Origin of the sequence: Pseudomonas sp. NPDC087614, assembly GCF_044743485.1 — a bacterium.
In the GTDB taxonomy this organism is placed as follows: Bacteria; Pseudomonadota; Gammaproteobacteria; order Pseudomonadales; family Pseudomonadaceae; genus Aquipseudomonas; species Aquipseudomonas baetica_A.
Window position 1 is genome coordinate 1 of record NZ_JBIUWN010000054.1, and the last position, 17,409, is coordinate 17,409.

17 protein-coding genes are annotated in these 17,409 nt (G+C 58.6%); 5 read left to right on the forward strand and 12 right to left on the reverse strand.

Going from position 1 to position 17,409, the window contains the following annotated elements; genetic code table 11:
- Nucleotides 1-522, forward strand: a 522-nt coding sequence (locus ACIOWA_RS19150) for a transposase (protein WP_401161368.1), incomplete at its 5' end; no start/stop codon positions are given.
- A 748-nt stretch (nucleotides 523-1,270) separates the two neighbouring features.
- Complete coding sequence (locus ACIOWA_RS19155) at nucleotides 1,271-1,546, forward strand: DUF3077 domain-containing protein (protein WP_401161370.1); 276 nt, start codon at nucleotides 1,271-1,273, stop codon at nucleotides 1,544-1,546.
- A gap of 50 nt (nucleotides 1,547-1,596) precedes the next feature.
- Here ACIOWA_RS19155 and ACIOWA_RS19160 read toward each other — a convergent pair whose 3' ends face one another.
- Together ACIOWA_RS19160 and ACIOWA_RS19165 are read right to left on the reverse strand one after the other, a co-directional pair.
- Nucleotides 1,597-2,277, reverse strand: coding sequence for an RES family NAD+ phosphorylase (locus tag ACIOWA_RS19160; RefSeq protein ID WP_401161372.1), 681 nt, complete (start codon nucleotides 2,275-2,277; stop codon nucleotides 1,597-1,599).
- A complete protein-coding gene (locus ACIOWA_RS19165) occupies nucleotides 2,274-2,684 on the reverse strand; it encodes an antitoxin Xre-like helix-turn-helix domain-containing protein (RefSeq protein ID WP_401161374.1) in 411 nt (136 codons plus the stop codon). The genes ACIOWA_RS19160 and ACIOWA_RS19165 overlap by 4 nt, the downstream gene beginning before the upstream one ends.
- Before the next feature lie 333 nt (nucleotides 2,685-3,017).
- Between ACIOWA_RS19165 and ACIOWA_RS19170 the strand changes: the two genes are divergently transcribed.
- Nucleotides 3,018-3,944 carry a LysR family transcriptional regulator gene (locus ACIOWA_RS19170; protein ID WP_339434266.1) on the forward strand — a complete coding sequence of 309 codons (927 nt, stop codon included), beginning with the start codon at nucleotides 3,018-3,020 and terminating at the stop codon, nucleotides 3,942-3,944.
- On the opposite strand, the gene ACIOWA_RS19175 is transcribed toward ACIOWA_RS19170, so the two are convergent.
- From ACIOWA_RS19175 to ACIOWA_RS19200, 6 genes are all read right to left on the reverse strand, one after another.
- Nucleotides 3,861-4,178, reverse strand: a complete 318-nt coding sequence (locus ACIOWA_RS19175) for an AzlD domain-containing protein (protein ID WP_339495497.1) — start codon at nucleotides 4,176-4,178, stop codon at nucleotides 3,861-3,863. The genes ACIOWA_RS19170 and ACIOWA_RS19175 overlap by 84 nt on opposite strands.
- The gene (locus ACIOWA_RS19180; protein WP_339434264.1) at nucleotides 4,157-4,873 is read right to left on the reverse strand and encodes an AzlC family ABC transporter permease; all 717 of its coding nucleotides are present in this window, start codon (nucleotides 4,871-4,873) and stop codon (nucleotides 4,157-4,159) included. Before ACIOWA_RS19180 ends, ACIOWA_RS19175 begins: the two co-directional genes overlap by 22 nt.
- Nucleotides 4,870-5,247 carry a GNAT family N-acetyltransferase gene (locus ACIOWA_RS19185; protein WP_175555635.1) on the reverse strand — a complete coding sequence of 126 codons (378 nt, stop codon included), beginning with the start codon at nucleotides 5,245-5,247 and terminating at the stop codon, nucleotides 4,870-4,872. The genes ACIOWA_RS19180 and ACIOWA_RS19185 overlap by 4 nt, the downstream gene beginning before the upstream one ends.
- Before the next feature lie 79 nt (nucleotides 5,248-5,326).
- Nucleotides 5,327-6,073, reverse strand: coding sequence for a 2OG-Fe dioxygenase family protein (locus ACIOWA_RS19190; RefSeq protein ID WP_166218415.1), 747 nt, complete (start codon nucleotides 6,071-6,073; stop codon nucleotides 5,327-5,329).
- 232 nt (nucleotides 6,074-6,305) lie between these two features.
- Complete coding sequence (locus tag ACIOWA_RS19195; RefSeq protein ID WP_401161377.1) at nucleotides 6,306-7,592, reverse strand: OprD family porin; 1,287 nt, start codon at nucleotides 7,590-7,592, stop codon at nucleotides 6,306-6,308.
- Between the two features lie 297 nt (nucleotides 7,593-7,889).
- On the reverse strand, nucleotides 7,890-8,558 hold the full coding sequence (locus ACIOWA_RS19200; protein WP_401161379.1) for a DsbA family protein: 669 nt from the start codon (nucleotides 8,556-8,558) through the stop codon (nucleotides 7,890-7,892).
- Between the two features lie 256 nt (nucleotides 8,559-8,814).
- On the opposite strand from ACIOWA_RS19200, the gene ACIOWA_RS19205 reads away from it, so the two are divergent.
- Nucleotides 8,815-10,908, forward strand: a complete 2,094-nt coding sequence (locus ACIOWA_RS19205; protein ID WP_401161381.1) for a TonB-dependent receptor — start codon at nucleotides 8,815-8,817, stop codon at nucleotides 10,906-10,908.
- A gap of 131 nt (nucleotides 10,909-11,039) precedes the next feature.
- Here ACIOWA_RS19205 and ACIOWA_RS19210 read toward each other — a convergent pair whose 3' ends face one another.
- The 4 genes from ACIOWA_RS19210 to ACIOWA_RS19225 form a co-directional block, all read right to left on the reverse strand.
- Entirely contained in the window at nucleotides 11,040-11,252 is a 213-nt protein-coding gene (locus tag ACIOWA_RS19210; protein WP_339434260.1) for a hypothetical protein, read from the reverse strand.
- Nucleotides 11,253-11,497: 245 nt separating this feature from the next.
- Entirely contained in the window at nucleotides 11,498-12,604 is a 1,107-nt protein-coding gene (gene aguA / locus ACIOWA_RS19215; protein WP_401161383.1) for an agmatine deiminase, read from the reverse strand.
- A 5-nt stretch (nucleotides 12,605-12,609) separates the two neighbouring features.
- On the reverse strand, nucleotides 12,610-13,488 hold the full coding sequence (aguB, locus tag ACIOWA_RS19220) for an N-carbamoylputrescine amidase (RefSeq protein WP_401161385.1): 879 nt from the start codon (nucleotides 13,486-13,488) through the stop codon (nucleotides 12,610-12,612).
- 302 nt (nucleotides 13,489-13,790) lie between these two features.
- Nucleotides 13,791-16,703, reverse strand: a complete 2,913-nt coding sequence (locus ACIOWA_RS19225) for an aminotransferase (RefSeq protein ID WP_401161387.1) — start codon at nucleotides 16,701-16,703, stop codon at nucleotides 13,791-13,793.
- A 147-nt stretch (nucleotides 16,704-16,850) separates the two neighbouring features.
- On the opposite strand from ACIOWA_RS19225, the gene rfbC reads away from it, so the two are divergent.
- Nucleotides 16,851-17,396: a dTDP-4-dehydrorhamnose 3,5-epimerase gene (rfbC, locus tag ACIOWA_RS19230; RefSeq protein ID WP_221731050.1), complete on the forward strand. Its 546-nt coding sequence runs from the start codon at nucleotides 16,851-16,853 to the stop codon at nucleotides 17,394-17,396.
- The last annotated feature ends 13 nt before the right edge of the window (nucleotides 17,397-17,409 follow it).

Sequence of the window (17,409 nt, forward strand, 5' to 3'; positions counted from 1 at the left end):
TTCTTCGACCTGCATGTGACGAACAAAAGCCAGTTGGCCGAGCAAGCGCTGCACTCAATCGGCGGGCTGTACGAAGTTGAACGGCAGGCCAAAGATATAAGTGATGAAGAACGATGGCGATTACGCCAAGAAATAGCGGTGCCCATTGCACAGAAGTTACATGAGTGGATGCTGGCTCAGCGCGACCTCGTGCCCGAGGGCTCGGCCACGACCAAGGCTCTGGATTACAGCTTGAAACGCTGGGTAGCGCTGACGCGCTACCTGGATGATGGTGCCGTGCCCATCGACAACAACCCGGTGGAGAACACGATCAGGCCATGGGCGCTTGGGCGCTCCAATTGGTTGTTCGCCGGGTCTCTGCGCAGTGGCAAACGAGCGGCAGCGATCATGAGTTTGATCCAGTCGGCACGCATGAACGGGCATGATCCGTACGCGTATCTCAAGGATGTACTGACGCGATTGCCGACGCAGAAAGCCAGTGAGATCGAGCATCTACTGCCGCATCAATGGATGCCTGGCTGATCTACGCAAGGCGTATTCCCCATACGCTTACAAATATCCATTCGACTCTTGGTGCCGCACCATACAAAACGACGCCCCTGCAGAAATGCAGGGGCTTTGTTGTTTCTGGGGTGTTTATATTTTTAGCAGCGTTTCAGCTTCAGTAGAAATAGCGCCTCTCCTCTGCACACGTCGATCTAACGCGCAGCCTCACCGGCCTTCATCTGACGTACAGACTCCAGTAAATCGTGCTGGAATTGGTCCAGTTCATCGACCATCGCTGATCTCCTCGTTCTGGTGTTTAGGAAGGGCTAAGGGCAAGTCGTAACCGACAAAACGCACGCCGCTAAATCCTGAGAAATGTGTTGTAACGACATGCCAAGCAAAGCCACTACTGGCCACGATTGCGCGCCTGCCACTCCCCAAGCTACCGTCAAACCCGTCGCTGCCAATTCAGCGACCGGGCCTGAGAACCCGCGTAAGATACAGGCGCACCAGCGCCCCACCCACAATTGCCGGCGCTTTTTTTAGTGTCCGCATTCACGTGTTATGGCGGCTGTGCGTGGGAGACCTTCGGGTCTGCCGGGTTCCTGTATCTCCGGTTTCTCAGCCTGCGCATAGCTGCCACCCTTTCGCCTGAGAACGAAAATGGCGGCTCTCATTTGATACAGGGAGTTTCACAAATGAATGTCATTGATCCATCCGTAATCCGCCGCGCTGCCACACCGGTCACCTCACTCCACGCCTTACGTACGGCAGGTGAAACGAAATGACCGACTACCTCGATTTGAAAACCCCAGGCCTTACGCACTTTTCCTTCCAGGCCAATCAGGCGCTGTTCCGCACCAATCAAGGTGTTCCAGTGATCGCCGCCCTCTCGCACGCCTCACATTTGCTTCACATCTCCAAGCTACTGACCGCCGATTCCACAGTCTCGCGCGATCCTGATCTTCACGCTTATGCCTCGCAGTATTTGCAGGAGTTGAGCAAGGCGCTGATCGACGACGTGGTGAAAGTGCTGGATGCGCCAACAGCAAGCCATTGACGAAAACCATCGATATTAAGCCCTCACTATTTCGAGGGCTTTTTTGCGTTTCAAACCTGACTGATCTCAAACACAAACGAAATCCTGCGCTGACTCGCACTCCACACATACCGCAGATGCTTGCCCTGCTTGGGAATCGACACCGCCGGGGGCCTAAACGCGGCGACACATTCATGGCCTGGCAGGCGGACGCTGTTGTAGAGCAGGCCCCAGGATTCGGACTCGCGCAGTTGCCGGGCAAATGCCTGGGACGGGCCATAGGCGTCTGGATCAGGTTGATGTAAGTCGGGAAAGCCGTGGCGAATATCGTGTAACGGTTTAACCACCCGATTAACGTAAGTCCGCATGGTCAACTCAAGGTCCGCTTCTTGGGTCGCTGCAAGAAATCGCTCCTGGTGATAACAAGTCTCGGCAATGGCCGCAGCCTGACTGCTCGCAGCGTAGTAGGCGCCGAAGGTGCCATCGGTGAAGCGGCTGCTTTTGCCGATGTGGGTGAACGCGGCCATTACCGGGGTCGAACCGGGGCCGGAGAGTCGGTCTTCGGGGCGTACGCGGGCGAGTACGCCGGCCTGTTCGATCAGCCGATCATTGGTCAGCGCTTCCAGCGCATAGGCGATTTCCAGGTCTTCGGGGTCGAGCACGTCCTCGAACAACGCAATCGGCGGGAAGCTGCTGTTGACGATCCGAAAGGCTTTCGGCCATTGCGGCTCCTCCAGCGGCGGGGGCTTCAACCGCGCACCCCGTCGAGGTAACGGCGAACATCAGCGATGTCGACCACCCTCCCCGCCAGCATGTAATCCAGCGCCGTCCGGCCATTGAATGGCGCGGCAGCATTGGGGCTGCTGATCCAGGTGTAGGCGCGTTCGCGGCTGTTGCTGAAGATGATGCTCAACGCCTTGTGAATGCCCATCAGATACGAGATGCGCTCCAGCGTGTCATGCGGCAGGCGTATGTTCGGCGGCAGGTGTTTGTACTTGTAGAACGTGGTGTTGCCGACGCCCCCCAGCAATGTGCGCTGCTGCTCGGCGTTGCAACCCCAGCGCTCCATGAGGTTGAAGAAGAACTTCAACGCAACACGCCCGGCTTCGGGGACGTCGAGTTGTTCGCGCGGGGTGAGGACTGGGGATGAGGTAGGCACGGTCGCCTCCATTGATGGGTCACATACGATCCAGCCTAGTACAGATATGGATATTTTTTATCTATTAATCCGCAAATGAATCAATTCGTCTCTTTTATCAAATCCTCGAAAGAGCCAAGAATTGTTATTCCGAGTCAGCTTTTTTTGACCTTCATCACCCCAACGTCACCAAAAACCCCGATCCTGTGTCAGCCTCCAGCCATCGGTGGAGACATCAATTCGCTACTAAACCCGCGACAACTATGCTCAGGTGCTGGAATATAGCCGGCATAAGACGCCGGACCGGCAGTCTCGTAAACAACAATACCCAGCCCACTTTAGAGGGCATTACCCATGGATAGCAGAACCTTACGCAACCTCATGCGCATCGTGCAGACCGGCTCTTTGTCGGCCGCAGCCGAGCATTCGTGCCTGACTGTGCAGGCGTTGGCCGCGCAGTTGAACAAGGTCGAAGAGCAGTTCGGTTTCCGCTTGTTTCGTCGTTCCAACAAAGGGCTGACGCTGACGCCGCAAGGCACTGAGCTGACGCCGTATATGGACAGAGTGCTGATTGCCACGCGACAGATGGAAGATAAAGTCGAGGCTCTGAAAGTGCCGGGGCAGCGTACGTTGAAGGTCGCGTTGAACAACACGTTGTCGCCGGACTTCAACCGGCGAATGATCGGGCGCCTGATTGAGGTGTTTCCCGATTATCAGATGGAGTTCAGCTACGCCGAGTCGATGGAAAACCTCAGCAAGCTGAAAAATGAGGACTTTGACCTCGCCGTGCTGATTGGCCCGCAGCGACCGGGTTTGCCGAGCATCGTCCTGCCCGAGGTGCAGGTGCAGGTGGTTGGGGCACATTGCGGTCAGGAGAATGATCCGCTGACGTTGCTGGGGGACAAGTTTCAGGTGCGTCCTGCGGAAGACTGTCCGTATTCCCACAGCTTCTTGCGTTTTCTCGACGCCGGTCTGGGCAATCACGAGAACGGACAGCGCATGGTCTACTCGTGCAGCGAAACCCTGACGCTGTCGCTCATCACGCAGATGGACGCGGTGGGCATGGTCTCGCGTGAGGCCGCGCAGAAAAACGGCCTGACGATTTTCCCCGGGTTCGAGGATTTCCTCGAGGTGCGCCTGGCGGTGAACAATCCTGAGTTGTCGAGCCAGGCGTTGAGCGATGTCGCCGCACTACCGCTACATGAACGAGCCGAGCGCAATGTACGCAGCCGTGCCAACCGCCACACTGAGAAAGAGGTTTTTGCTGAAATACGCACATAACAGCGTCGGAATCGCGGCATAGAATTCCGGGCGATCGAGCTGTAGGTGCTGATCCTTGATCAACAAGGGTGTCAGGCTGATCGCAGCGACGATCGCCACCGGCAAGTATTCCAGCGCCCGTGCAATAAACGGCGGCCAGTGCTCGGTGTTGACTTGCAGTGGCAGCGCGCGTGGCAGGAAGGTCACGGCCATCATCAGCGCGACCACCAGAATCAGGAACGCTTGGTCAGGCATACACCGACTCCGCAGCCCACAAACGTGGCGATAAACACATTAAACGGCGAGCTGCTGACCAGGCTCAGTGCACCCATGCACAGCACGGCCGCCGCGGCGGCGATGAGTTTGTTGCGGGTGTTGCACAGTGACACCAGCACGTAGAGCATCATTGCGGTCAGTGCGTAATCGAGCTGGTATTTGATCAGGTGCGCCGCGTACTGCGCGCACACCGCTCCCAACAGGCCTCCGAGCACCCACGAGGTGTGGCAAAACAGGTTGAAGCCAATCAGATACCGCACGTTCACCGGTGCGCCGGTGCCCAGTTTCACGCTGTGGAAAGCAAAGGATTCGTCGGTCAGGCCACCGGCGTAACACCAGCGCTCCATGCGACTGAGGCCCATGGCACGCAGGGCCTTGGCCATGTACACCGACATCAGCATGTGCCGTGCGTTGATCAGGAACGTGGTCAGCACAATGGTGGTCAGCGACGCACCGCTTGAGATCAACGCCAACGCCGCAAACTGCGAAGCCCCGGCATAAACAAACAAGCACATTGCCACCGGCAGCCACATGGGCAACCCGGCATTCACAGCCATCAAGCCGAATACAAACGACACCGTGAAATACCCGGCCACCACCGGACTGGCTTCGGCAAAGGTGCGCGACGGCTGATGATTGACCATCAGCGGCGCACTGCCGGACGTTTCATTCATAGGTCCCTCTCAAATGTCCGTTCGCCGTGAGGCTCGCAAAAACCCTGGGCAGTCCAGAAACGCTTGCCCGCGAGGTTAGCATCGTCGACGAACAGAAACATCCGCAACACACCGACCCGCTTCATGTCGGACGACGCCGCTTCAACCAGACGTTGACCGACGCCCTGGCTGCGATAGCACGGGCTGACGGCCAGATGGTTGATCGTGCCGCGGCTGCCGAGCATGCCGCCCAACACCGCGCCGACGATTTCGCCGGCCACGTCGAAGGCGAGATAGGCCGTGGTGGTTTTCTGGATCAACACGCCGCGCAGACATTTGGCGTCCTGCCATTCGCAGAACGACACTTCGTCGAACTGGCGGAAGAAGCGCTCCATGGGTTGCGCATCCTTGGCCGTGGCGCGTCGCAGCACCACGGGCGTCGAACACTCGACGCCGTCGATTGGGGTGATCTGATTAGCGAACAATGTCGAAAGCGGTCCCGGGCCGCGAGAAGGAAATCGCCAGAATCTGCCGGTACGCCATGGCATGGGTGTGCGTGTTGCGCGCCGGGGTCACGTAGTGGCGCATGTCGCGGTCGAGGAAGTAAGTGGTGTCGAGAATTTCCTGGTAGGTGGTCGACGCCAATTGATGCTCGTGAATGTCGTACAAACGACTTTCCGCACCCTCGACATTGTTGCGCCCCCAGAAGTGCACACCGCTGAACGGATAACCGTCGCAGTGAATCCCTTCGGGGGTAATTTCCAGTTGTTTGCCGGGTTTGATCTCGATGCGGATCTGATGGATCTGGCACTGCCAGATTTCATCGTGCAGTTCTTCCGGCAACACGCTTTTGTACACTTCGAAATCGGTGTCGATCAGGCTGCGCATCACTGGCGACTCGATGACTTCATCAGAGAAATCCTGAAAGTGGCGCACCAAACCGCCGACATAAGCGTTGTTTTCCTTGGACTGCACGTAGGCGCGATGCTCGAGTTGCTTCAGTTCGCGCGTCTTGGGGTTGTACTCAAAGTCGCTGTAACGACGGTAACGCATGCCGGCTTCGGCCTGACCGTAGTAGCTGTCAGGCTCCATGTTTTCCCAACTTTTGGTCAGTCTGACGAAGTCGGCAAAATGACCGTAGAGATTGAAGTCACCACCCTGGACGTTGACATATTTGTCGCGCCGTAGCGATTCGCCCACTTCTCTGTTCAAAACGATCATTACCAAATTCTCCGCTGCGTTGAGCGGCCTAATCTATTAGGTGGAGAATTTGCGTCCATGAGAAAGAATTTCAGGCATTTAAAGCCCTGCTTGAAACGAAGTTTGAAGTGGCTGAAAAACAACTTTCACATGACAAAAACACGGTTTTTTTCTGGTTTTCACCGGGAAACAGTCGAAAAAAAACCCCGAACCAGTCGGGGTTTTTCTCATGTTTCTTACACTGGATCAGGCATCAGAAGATGTTGATCGGGTAATCGACGAATACACGCACTTCGTTGCCGCTGACGTTGTACTCGCTGGATTTCTGCGAAACACGCAGGATCGAGCTGCGCAGTTTCACGCTCAGGTCTTTGGCCGGGCCGCTTTGCACGACGTACTTGAACTGGTTGAAGATTTCGCGCTCGGTGCCGCCTTCGCTGGTGGAGGTGGTGATGTTATCGCCACGCACATAAGCGAAGTTGTAGCTCAGACCCGGTACGCCGAAGGCGCCGAAGTCGAGGCCGTAGCCCAGTTGCCAGCTGCGTTCGTCTTCAGCGTTGAAGTCGGACCAGTAGGAGTTGGCCAGGTAGATGGTGTTGCCACCGTCGCCGACGCGACCCTGACCTTTCTGATAACCGCCGTAGGCGTAGCCCAGGTTGCTGTCGCCGGTGGAGCGCTGGTGCGCCACGGTGAACGAGTGCGGACCGGTGGCGAAAGTGGCTGCCAGGCTCCAGATCTTGTTGTCGTCACCGGTTACACCGTTTTCGCGGACATAAGAGTTGTCCAGCTTGGTGCGATAACCGTTGAAATCCAGGGTCAGGGACTGATCCTTGTCGATCGGGAACACGTAGTTGGCGTTCACGTATTGTTTCTTCAACACGTCTTCAACGTCGGATGCGTAGAGCGCCGCCTTGAACTGTTCGGTGAACTGGTAGCTACCGCCCAGTACGTTGATCGATTTCAGACCACCGCTGTCACGGCCTTCAGCGCTCTTGCGCGATTCGGCGGTGAAACGACCGGCGTTCAGCTCCAGGCCTTTGATCTCTTTGGAAGTGATCAAGGTACCGGTGTAGCTTTCCGGCAGCAGACGCGAGTTGTCGTAGTTCAACACCGGCAGGGCCGGCATCTGGTCACCGTAGGTCAGTACGGTGTTGGACACACGGAATTTGACCGCTGCACCAAACCTGGACAGATCGTCAGCCGCGTTGCCGCTGTCGCCCTGTTTGAAAAAGTCGATACCACCGGCGCCGCTGCGGCCCTTGCCGCCGTCCAGACGCAGTGCGTAAAGACCGAAGACGTCAACGCCAACACCGACGGTGCCTTGGGTGAAACCGGACGAGAACGTACCGATGGCCGCTTGGCCCCACTCGGCTTTGTCTTTGTTACCGTCTTTGTAATCACGGTTGATGTAGGCATTGCGCAGCAGCACTTTGAGGCTGCTGTCTTCTTGAAAACCCTTGGACTCGGCCTGGTCGTTAGCCATGGCCGACGTGGCGCTCAACATCCCCAGAGCGATCAGGCTGATTCGCTTGTTCAACATTTTGTTTTCCTTATTACGGGTTGAAACGCACTGTGTCGAACGGCTGAAACGGCGCTCATGCGCTCTTTTTTCACTCCGAAACAAAAAGACCCGCCCACGATAAAGTCGTGTCGGGCCTTCTTGTTATTTTTGAGTCATGGCGGTTGGCCACAGGCGTTGGGGCGAATCCTAGCCGCGCCCGGAACAATGTGTCAATTTCAAGAATCGTCTTTAAATAGGCAAAAATCGTCTAAGAAACGTAATTTTTCCGCTGACTGGTTGCTCGAAAATGCTTGCAGCCAGTGAATCGCGCGCGTATCAGGCGCAACCGTCCAGTCCACAGAGGGCTGAAGCCTCGCCAACCCCTTCGCGGCCAATGGCCTCCCCCAACCATTGGGCAAAAGCCTGCGGCTTGCCCAGCCAGGGACTGATGTCGATGAGGGTAAATTGACCGTTCTGTTCCAACGCAAAAGTCGGAAATCCCTGCCCTCCCAGTTGGGCCAGCAACCCACGACTGGCTTTTATGTGTGCCTCGGTATCAACCGATTCAACCCTGGACTGAAAGGATTCCCCGACGTATCCCATTTGCTCCGCCAGTTCCAGGAGAACGGATTGATCGGCAATTCGCCGCCCCTCCACGTAATGCGCTGTCTGCAACCGCCCGAGCATCTGCAAACCACGCGCGTCGATGGCCTCTGCGGCCAGGACGGCGGCAATCGGAGGCGTCGAATCGAAAACGGCGGTGTGATCGCGCAGCAAACCTTCGAAATACGCCTCGCCAAACGGCTGCCCGGTGTATTCGGCGATGCGCCGGTCGTGGGGCATGACGTAATTGCGCAACTGTGGCGTCACGCGCTGGCGGTTGGTGCCGCTCATCATGCCGCCCGCATGGGCGATTACCGGCAAAACGTGTTGCGCCGCTTGCACCAGCGGTTTGGCGCCGTAACACCAACCGCACAACGGGTCATAAATGTAGTGAAGGATCATCAGAGCGCTCCGGCAGGAAAGTGGGAAAAATCGATGCCGGCAGACTAGTGCTCAAGCTGTTGCAGAAAAACGCCGGAATGGCTTTCAGACTGTTTCGTGAATCGGGCGAATGGTGCAAATGATCGGGTGTATCCAGATAGACATAAATTGAAACAATCAGACTAGGGAACTTCTTCGGAATAATTAACGGAAGCAAATGCAAAGCATTACCATTCGCGCGCTCGATATTCTTCCCACCTTTCGGATGCGCTTTTCAATGCCTGCCCCGTTTCGTCTTACGCCCGTAACCCTTGGGCTTTCTGCTTTCTTGTCCAGCGGTTTTGCCTACTCGGCGACTGAACTGCCCGCCACCGCCATCAGCGCTGAAGCGCAAGCGGATGACCCGCGCGTCACCATCAGCAACACCGCGACCCGCACATCGACGCCGGTGCGCTATGTGCCGCAGGCCATCGACTCGATCAAAACCTCGAACGTCGCCCAATACGGCACCCACGACATCGGCGACGCCTTGAGTGGCATGCCCAACGTCAGCAGCAGCGCCGATACCCGCTTCGACAGTTTGCGCATTCGCGGCTTCGACGCCAGCAACGATTTCTATCTGGATGGCATTCGTGACGACAGCCAGTACAAGCGCGACCTGCACAACGTCGAACGGGTTGAAGTGCTCAAAGGCCCGGCCGCCGTGCTGTACGGCCGAGGCAGCCAAGGCGGGATCGTCAACCGGGTGAGCAAAATGCCGGTGCCCGGCCGCCGCTCGACCATCGAAGCCCAGGGCGGCAGCGAGGAACTGCGCAGTTTGTACGCCGATCTCAGCGCCGATCCGAGCGAGAACATCAGCCTGCGCCTGAACATGGGCAACATGGATGAAAACAGTTTCCGCGACGGCGTCAGCGGCAACCGTCAACTGTTCGCGCCGTCGATGAGCTGGCAACTGATACCCGACCTGAACTGGCTGGTGCAGTACGAATACAGCCGCTACAACCGCACGCCGGATCGCGGTATTCCGGGGGTCAACGGGCGTCCGGCGGAGGTGGGCCGCGACACGACTTACGGCAACGAACACGACTTCATCGACGACAAGACGCAGTCCTTGCGTTCAAAACTCACTTACGAACTCAACGACAACTGGCAACTGCGCCAGACCCTGGGTGTGTTCAAGCTCGACAGTGATTTCGACAACACCTACCTCACCGGATATACGCCTGCGACCCACAAGGTCACGCGCCAGCACTGGCAGCAGGACCTGACGACTCGCAACGTCTACAACAACCTGGAACTGGAAGGCGCGTTCGACACGTTCGGCCTGGAGCATCGCCTGCTCACGGGTATCGAAACCGGCAGTCAGCGCCGCGATCCAAAGCTGTATAACGCGGCCACCGGCCGGACGCCGGGCGCGCAAGCCGTGCCAGCGCTTGATCTGTTCAACCCCAATCGCGACCTGCGCCACACCGGCGCGATGCAGCGCTCAAGCAGTAGCCACACCGAAGTCGAAAGCCGCGCGGTGTACGTGCAGGATCAACTGCGCCTGAACGATCAGTGGCAAGTGCTCGCCGGCCTGCGCTACGACACCTTCGATATCGAGTCGACCAACAAACTCAGGAACATGTCCGAAGACCGCGACAGCCACAGCACCAGCCCGCGCGTGGGTCTGGTCTGGACGCCGCTGCACGATCATTCCTTCTACGCCTCGTGGTCCAAGACCTTCTCGCCAGTGGGCGGCGGTCTGATCGGCATCACGCCGGGCGCGGCCGGTAACAGCAACGACCTGAGCCCCGAGCTGACCAGGCAGAAAGAAATCGGCGTGAAGAGTGACTGGCTCGATGACCGTTTGAGCACCACCCTGGCGATCTATGACCTGGAGCTCTACAACCGCCGCACCACCGATCCGAACGATCCAACCCTGACCATCATGACCGGCCTGCAACGATCTCGCGGGATTGAGCTCACCGCCACCGGCAAGATCGTCGGCAACTGGTATGTGCGCGGTGGCGTTGGTGTGCAGGATGCGAAGATCGAGAAGGACAACAACGGCCTCAAAGGCAAGCGCATCAACAACGTCGCCAAGCACAACGGTAGTCTTTTCCTGACCTGGAAACCGGAGATGGGCTGGTACGGAGAAACCGGTCTGACCCTGGTTGGCCAGCGCTATGCCGATAACGCCAACACCACCGTGCTGCCAGGCTATGGCCGTTGGGATGCGCTGGTCGGCTATCGCTTCAAGGACTGGGATTTGCGCGCGGCGCTGAACAACATCACTGATCGCGAGTATTACGCGTCGGCCACCAGTCAATATCAAATCCAGCCGGGGGCGCCGCGTAGCGTGGTGATGACGGGCACCTACAGCTTCTAAATCAGCGCAAATCCCTGTGAGAGGGGGCTTGCTCCCGAAGGCGTCCTGTCAGTGTTCACACTGGATTTTGCAACGCCCATAAAAAAGCGCCGCCATCCCGGCAGCGCTTTTACCCATCGCTGTTGTTTTTCTTATCCTTGCATCACAGCCCACAACGCATCCAGTTCTGCTTCGCTGAACAGGTCAGCGGGGTAACGCTCGATCATCATCCGGCGCGGATCAGCTTCCCTGATCTGACGCGTTCCATTGGATTTCAACCAGTGCGCGACTACCTGGAGCGATTTGCCGTTGACGGCCATGGGGCGCAAAGTTCGTGCTCTGACTGTGTTCACTTCGGCGTTCATTTCGGCGCTCTCCCCCCGTTAATGAGCGGCTAAGTTATCCAAGGTTTATGACAGAACTGTTGAAGTTCTCCTCCCTCCCTAGTACTCAAGATTCAATACAAGAGCTATGCCAATGTTTCGCACTTGTCGACAAGCGGATACAAAGAAGCCCGCCGTCCAACAGGGCGGCGGGCTTCTTTGTCTATCGGGCAAGCGAATCGTCGCCCGGCTGATTGTCCAATCAACTCAAGCTGTTACGACTCAACTCACTCTTTGTGCGGCGCTGGCTGCTGTTGGGTAAGGCAGTGAATATTGCCGCCACCCAGTAACAGTTCGCGGCCCGGCACCATCACCACTTCGTGCTGCGGGAACAGGTTCTGCAGGATTTCCCTGGCCGGGCCGTCCATCGGATCGTCGAAGCTCGGCGCGATGATGCCGCCGTTGACGATCAGGAAATTCACGTAAGAACCCGCCAGACGCACGCTCGGGTTGCGCTCTTGCGTGCCGTCCACCGGATCAACGCCAGCGCACTCTTCTTCGGTGGCAAACAGCGGCCCCGGAATCGGCATTTTATGCACCGTGAACGGGCGTCCCTTGGCGTCGGTGCTGTTTTGCAGCACGTTCATCGCCGCCTGGCAGCGTGGGTAGTTCGGGTCCTGTGGATCGTCGGTCCACGCCAGCAGCACTTCGCCTGGACGCACGTAGCAGCAGAAGTTATCCACATGGCCGTCGGTTTCGTCGTTGAACAAACCGTCCGGCAGCCAGATGATTTTATCCACAGCCAGGTTGGCGCTGAGCACCGCTTCGATTTCTTCACGGCTCAGGTGCGGGTTGCGATTGCGGTTGAGCAGGCATTCTTCGGTAGTGATCAGCGTGCCTTCGCCATCGACGTGAATCGAACCGCCCTCGAGCACAAAACCTTCGGTGCGGTAACGCGGACTGCGCTCGATCTCAAGGATCTTGCCGCCGACCTGTGAGTCACGGTTCCACGGCGAGTACAAGCCGCCGTCAAAGCCGCCCCAGGCGTTGAAGTCCCAGTTCACGCCGCGCACTTCGCCGCTGTTGTTGATGACGAACGTCGGGCCGCTGTCGCGTACCCAAGCATCATCGCTGGACATCTCGACCACGCGGATATTCGGCACGTCCAGACGCGCACGGGCGTTTTCGTACTGGCCGGCAGAAACGGCCACGGTCACCGGCTCGAAACGGGCGATGGCTTTAGCCACTGCCGCGTGTGCGGCTTGCGCCGGTTTGCCGCCCAGACGCCAGTTGTCCGGGCGCTCGGGCCAGATCATCCAGGTCTGAGTCTGGGGTGCCCACTCGGCCGGCATGTGGAAGCCGTCGGCGCGCGGGGTACTTTTCAATGTGGTCATCGGGATCAGGACTCCAGGGAACCGTCGAGGGTTTTCAACGCGCCGTACAGATTCGGCCGGCGGTCACGGAATGAACCCCACGCGCTGCGAATATGTTCGAGCTCGTCGAGGTTGAAAGTGTGCACCAGAATACCTTCTTCGGTTTTATTCAGCTCCTGCACTTTTTCGCCGAACGGGTCGGCGATGAATGATGAGCCGTAAAAGGTGATGTCGTAGCCGTCTTGCTCTTCATTGCCGATGCGGTTGCTGGCAATCAGCGGCATCAGGTTGGCGCCGGCATGACCCTGCTGCACGCGCTGCCAGTGATCGCGCGACGAGATGGTTTTGTCGTGCGGCTCGCTGCCGATGGCAGTCGGGTAGAACAGGATTTCCGCGCCTTGCAACGCCATGCTCCGTGCGGCTTCCGGGAACCACTGATCCCAGCAGATGCCCACGCCGATCTTCGCGTAACGGGTGTTCCACACTTTGAAACCGGTATCGCCCGGATTGAAGTAGTACTTCTCGTGGTAGCCCGGGCCGTCCGGAATGTGGCTTTTACGATAAATCCCGAGGTTGCTGCCGTCGGCGTCGATGATCGCAATGCTGTTGAAACGCGCACGCCCGGCCAGCTCGTAGAAGCTGATCGGCAATACAACCTGCAGCTCTTTGGCGACTTTGCGGAAATGCTTGATCGCGACGTTTTCTTCAACCGTCGTGGCCAGTTGCAGATAGTCCGGGTTTGGCTTCTGGCAAAAGTACGGCGCCTCGAACAATTCCTGGATCAGGATGATCTGCGCGCCTTGGGCGGCCGCTTCGCGCACCAGCCTTTCAGCGGTTTGAAGGTTGGCTTCCAGATCCCACGAACAGGCCATCTGAGTGGCGGCGACGGTAACGATACGGCTCATGAATCATCTCCGGGCAAGGGCTTTGACGGTCGAGGATTCGACCGAAGAGAAAAAACGCGCGCACCGGACAAAAAATCGCCATGCCGGAGCAATGGCGACTTTATAGCCGATAAATATCGGCTTTAGAAGCTACAAAAATGTATTCCGTCTGATTTTAAAGACTTAATACCGATAGAAATCGAATTAAACCACCAAACGAAAGGTGTGGGCCTTGCTCGCGAAAGCAGTGTGTCAGTCACTTTGGATGTCGACTGAAGCATCGCTTTCGCGAGCAAGCCCGTTCCCACAGGGGGGGCGTGGGTTTACAAGCCTTCGGTGAGCACCCGGTCGAGCATGTCGACAAAGAAGTCCACACTGCGCCGCGGCGTCACCATCGGCGGTTTGATTTTGAGGATGTTCAGGTCATCGCCGGTCGGCTGCATGAAAATCCCCAGTTGGCGCAGACGATCACACAGCAACGCGGTCTCTTCGGTCGCGGGCTCCAGCGTCTCGCGGTTGCGGATCAACTCCAGCCCCAGGTAGAACCCCGACCCATGCACCGCGCCCACCAGCGAATGTTTATCGATCAAGGCTTCGAGCCGCGCCTTGAAGTGGCCGCCCACCACTTGGGCGTTCTCCCAGAGTTTTTCTTCCTCCATCACGTCCAGCACGGCCATGCCGATCTGGCAGCTCACCGGACTGCCACCGGCCGACGAGAAGAAGTAACCCTCAGCCTCCAGCGCCTCGGCGATTTCCCGGCGGGTGATCACCGCGCCCAGTGGCTGGCCATTGCCCATGCCTTTGGCCATGACGATGATGTCCGGTACCACGCCTTGCTCTTCAAACCCCCAAAAGAAATGGCCCATGCGCCCGTAACCGACCTGCACCTCATCGGCAATGCACACGCCACCCTGTGCGCGGACCCGCGCATACACCTGCTGCAGATACCCCGGCGGCAGCGAGATGCCACCGGCATTGCCGTACACCGGTTCGCAGATGAACCCGGCCAGTTGGCGCTTTTGCTCGGCGATTTTCGCCAAATGATGTTCGACGCTGCGCACGTAGTCGGGCGCCGAATCGAGGCCACGAAACTCGCCGCGATACATGTTCGGCGCGGTCACTGGATGCACCCAGTCCGGACGGCTTTCGAGGGCCTTGGGGTTGTCGGCAATCGAGGTCGACACCGCATCGGCGCCCACCGTCCAGCCGTGGTAGGCCTCCAGCACGCTGACCATGTCGCGACCGCCGCTGTAAGCCCACGCCAGGCGGATCGCCAGGTCATTGGCCTCGCTGCCACTGTTGACCAGAAACACCCGATCCATGCCCTCCGGCGCCAGCTTCAGCAAGCGCTCGGAAAACTCGGCGACCGCCGCATAGTTGAAGCGTGAGTTGGTATTGAGGAGCGACCATTGACGGGCAGCGACCGCCGCCATGCGCGGATTGCCGTGACCGAGCACTGCCACGTTGTTGAGCATGTCGAGATAGGAACGGCCCTGCATGTCGATCAGATGGTTGCGCCAGCCGCGCTCGATGCGCGGCGGATCGACGTAATAGTGTTTTTGTGTGCGGGCGAAACTGGCTTCGCGGCGTTCAAGCAGGGTCTTGGCGTCCAGTTCTGGCTCGGCGTCGCAGGCCAGCCCCAATAACCCCGCAGGAGACGGGCACAACGCTTGCCACGCGGCGGCGCGCGATGGCGTACAGAAGAGCGGCGCATTCAGTTGCGCACCGCGATTCAGTTGCACGATCAACGGCCCGCTGACCGCGCCCAGCACCTGACCTTTGACCAGCGCTGCGCCGCTGTGCAGCGAAGGCGTCACGCCCCACAAGCGCACGCTGAGCTGAGGGCCGTCGAGTTGCAGCACGCCATCTGCGTGCTGATGAACCACGCCGGCAAACGGCGACTCCACGGGTGTGCCAGTGGGCACGCGCAATTCGACGTGCAGCGCGAACGTGTCCGGTTCTTCAGCGCTGTCCGGCCGGGTGCGCGACAGACGGTATTGGCCATAACGGCTCGCCGCCAAACCATGGGCCGCCGCCGCGTCGTTCAACAGACGCTGATCGATGCCGTCCTGCTCCCAGTTCCCAGCCTCGAAATGCGCGCTCAACACGCCGAGGTCGATCAACGCAAATTCGCGTCCGACCAGACTCGGCAGCAACGGTACAAATCCTTCGCTGTTGATCGTCGGCAACGGCTGACCGACGGCGCTGAGAATCGCCGCTTCCATCAGTGCCAGCGGCACCGAGGTGGCCACGCGGAAGATTTCCCACTCATGGGTCAGGTTGTCGCGGCTGTAGGCGTTGCCCGGATCGATGCTGACCTGCTGCTCGCCACTGAGCACCAGCACCGCCGCCCGAGCGACGATCAACGGCCACAAGGCTTGCAGCTCTTCGTGTTGCAGCGGATTGACCGCGTGATAGGCCTGAACCGCCGGCAGAATGACAAACGGATCGCCACCGGCGTGATGCAGCAACGCCGCACAGGTCACCGACAAATCGGTGATGCGCCAGGTGCGGACCAGATCACCGAAATCGATCACCCCCTGCAACTGCCAATGACGCTGGGCGTCGCGTGCCCACACCGCGTTGTCATCGGTGATGTCCATGTGGATCGCCTGCACCGGCAGCTTGTCTGCCAGCGGCTGCAAACGGCGCTCGGCCTGTTCGGCGGCGTCGGCGATCAAGGTGCGCTGCTGATCGTCCCTGATCACTGGCAGCAAATGGCTGATCAAAGCGCTGGCATGGCGCGCGTCCCACTGCAACGTGCGTTCCAGGCCCGGATGGTCGAAGCCTGCCAGCGCCAGGTCCATCTCGCCACAAAGCCTGCCAAACCCGGCGACCACGTCATGGCCCAGGTGATCGAGATGCGTGAGCGGCTGGCCTTCGATGTAATCGAGCAGCCGCACATGCACTGCTTCACCGTCGACATCCAGCGTCAGCAAGTCCTGACCGTTATGGGCGGCAATTACTCGGGGCACGCTCACGTCACAGTGTTCGGCCAGATGTTTCAGGCCGGCGTGCTGGGCTTGTAGCTCCACGAGGGCGTAATCGCCCCGGCAGATTTTCAGGACAAACCGCCCCCGCTCAGTGTCGACGCGGTAGTTGAGGTCTTGCTGGCTGCCGAGGGCCTGCAACGTGCCGCTGAGCCCGTAGTGCTCGGCCAGCCATTGCAGGGCCTGCGCCTGCGAAACCTGCGGGCTGGGCAAACTGGCGCGATGAATCAACGTGGCGAGCGACATGAAACGACCCCTGAAATTTTATTAGGCGCCTATATCGCCACTGCAGCAGAGGATGCGCAACCCCTGATCGTGGTTATTCGAGCGCTCGCATCTGTCGGCACTTTGCGCAAGAATGTCGGCCATTCACATCTGCCTATGGAAATTCTCATGAATGTCATCACCACCGATCTGCCCGGTGTTCTGATCATCGAACCCAAGGTGTTCGGTGACGAGCGCGGTTTCTTCTACGAGAGTTTCAACGCCAAGGCGTTCCAGGACGCCACCGGTCTGGACACCCAATTCGTCCAGGACAACCACTCGCGCTCGCAAAAAGGCGTACTGCGGGGCCTGCATTACCAACTGCAAAACACCCAGGGCAAACTGGTTCGCGTCACGGTCGGTGAAGTGCTCGATGTGGCCGTGGACATCCGCCGCAGCTCGCCGCACTTCGGCAAGTCGGTAGCGGTGCGCCTGTCGGCTGAAAACCATCGTCAGCTCTGGGTGCCGGAAGGTTTCGCCCATGGTTTCGTGGTGCTGAGCGAGTTCGCCGAGTTCCTCTACAAGACCACCAACTACTACGATCCTTCTTCCGAACGCAGCATTCGCTGGGACGACCCTGCTCTGGGCATCGACTGGCAACTGGACGAGGCGCCAAAACTGTCCGCCAAGGATCAGGCAGCAGCGCTGCTCAAGGACGCTGACGTCTTTTCCTGAGGCCGGGCATAAT

Bases quoted from the DNA above. Each gene is read 5' to 3' on its own strand.
- ACIOWA_RS19155 (WP_401161370.1), top strand. From the start codon at position 1,271: ATGACCGACTACCTCGATTTGAAAACCCCAGGCCTTACGCACTTTTCC.
- ACIOWA_RS19170 (WP_339434266.1), top strand. From the start codon at position 3,018: ATGGATAGCAGAACCTTACGCAACCTCATGCGCATCGTGCAGACCGGC.
- ACIOWA_RS19175 (WP_339495497.1), bottom strand. From the start codon at position 4,178: ATGCCTGACCAAGCGTTCCTGATTCTGGTGGTCGCGCTGATGATGGCC.
- ACIOWA_RS19180 (WP_339434264.1), bottom strand. From the start codon at position 4,873: ATGAATGAAACGTCCGGCAGTGCGCCGCTGATGGTCAATCATCAGCCG.
- ACIOWA_RS19185 (WP_175555635.1), bottom strand. From the start codon at position 5,247: ATGGAGCGCTTCTTCCGCCAGTTCGACGAAGTGTCGTTCTGCGAATGG.
- ACIOWA_RS19190 (WP_166218415.1), bottom strand. From the start codon at position 6,073: ATGATCGTTTTGAACAGAGAAGTGGGCGAATCGCTACGGCGCGACAAA.
- ACIOWA_RS19195 (WP_401161377.1), bottom strand. From the start codon at position 7,592: ATGTTGAACAAGCGAATCAGCCTGATCGCTCTGGGGATGTTGAGCGCC.
- ACIOWA_RS19200 (WP_401161379.1), bottom strand. From the start codon at position 8,558: ATGATCCTTCACTACATTTATGACCCGTTGTGCGGTTGGTGTTACGGC.
- ACIOWA_RS19205 (WP_401161381.1), top strand. From the start codon at position 8,815: ATGCCTGCCCCGTTTCGTCTTACGCCCGTAACCCTTGGGCTTTCTGCT.
- ACIOWA_RS19210 (WP_339434260.1), bottom strand. From the start codon at position 11,252: ATGAACGCCGAAGTGAACACAGTCAGAGCACGAACTTTGCGCCCCATG.
- aguA (WP_401161383.1), bottom strand. From the start codon at position 12,604: ATGACCACATTGAAAAGTACCCCGCGCGCCGACGGCTTCCACATGCCG.
- aguB (WP_401161385.1), bottom strand. From the start codon at position 13,488: ATGAGCCGTATCGTTACCGTCGCCGCCACTCAGATGGCCTGTTCGTGG.
- ACIOWA_RS19225 (WP_401161387.1), bottom strand. From the start codon at position 16,703: ATGTCGCTCGCCACGTTGATTCATCGCGCCAGTTTGCCCAGCCCGCAG.
- rfbC (WP_221731050.1), top strand. From the start codon at position 16,851: ATGAATGTCATCACCACCGATCTGCCCGGTGTTCTGATCATCGAACCC.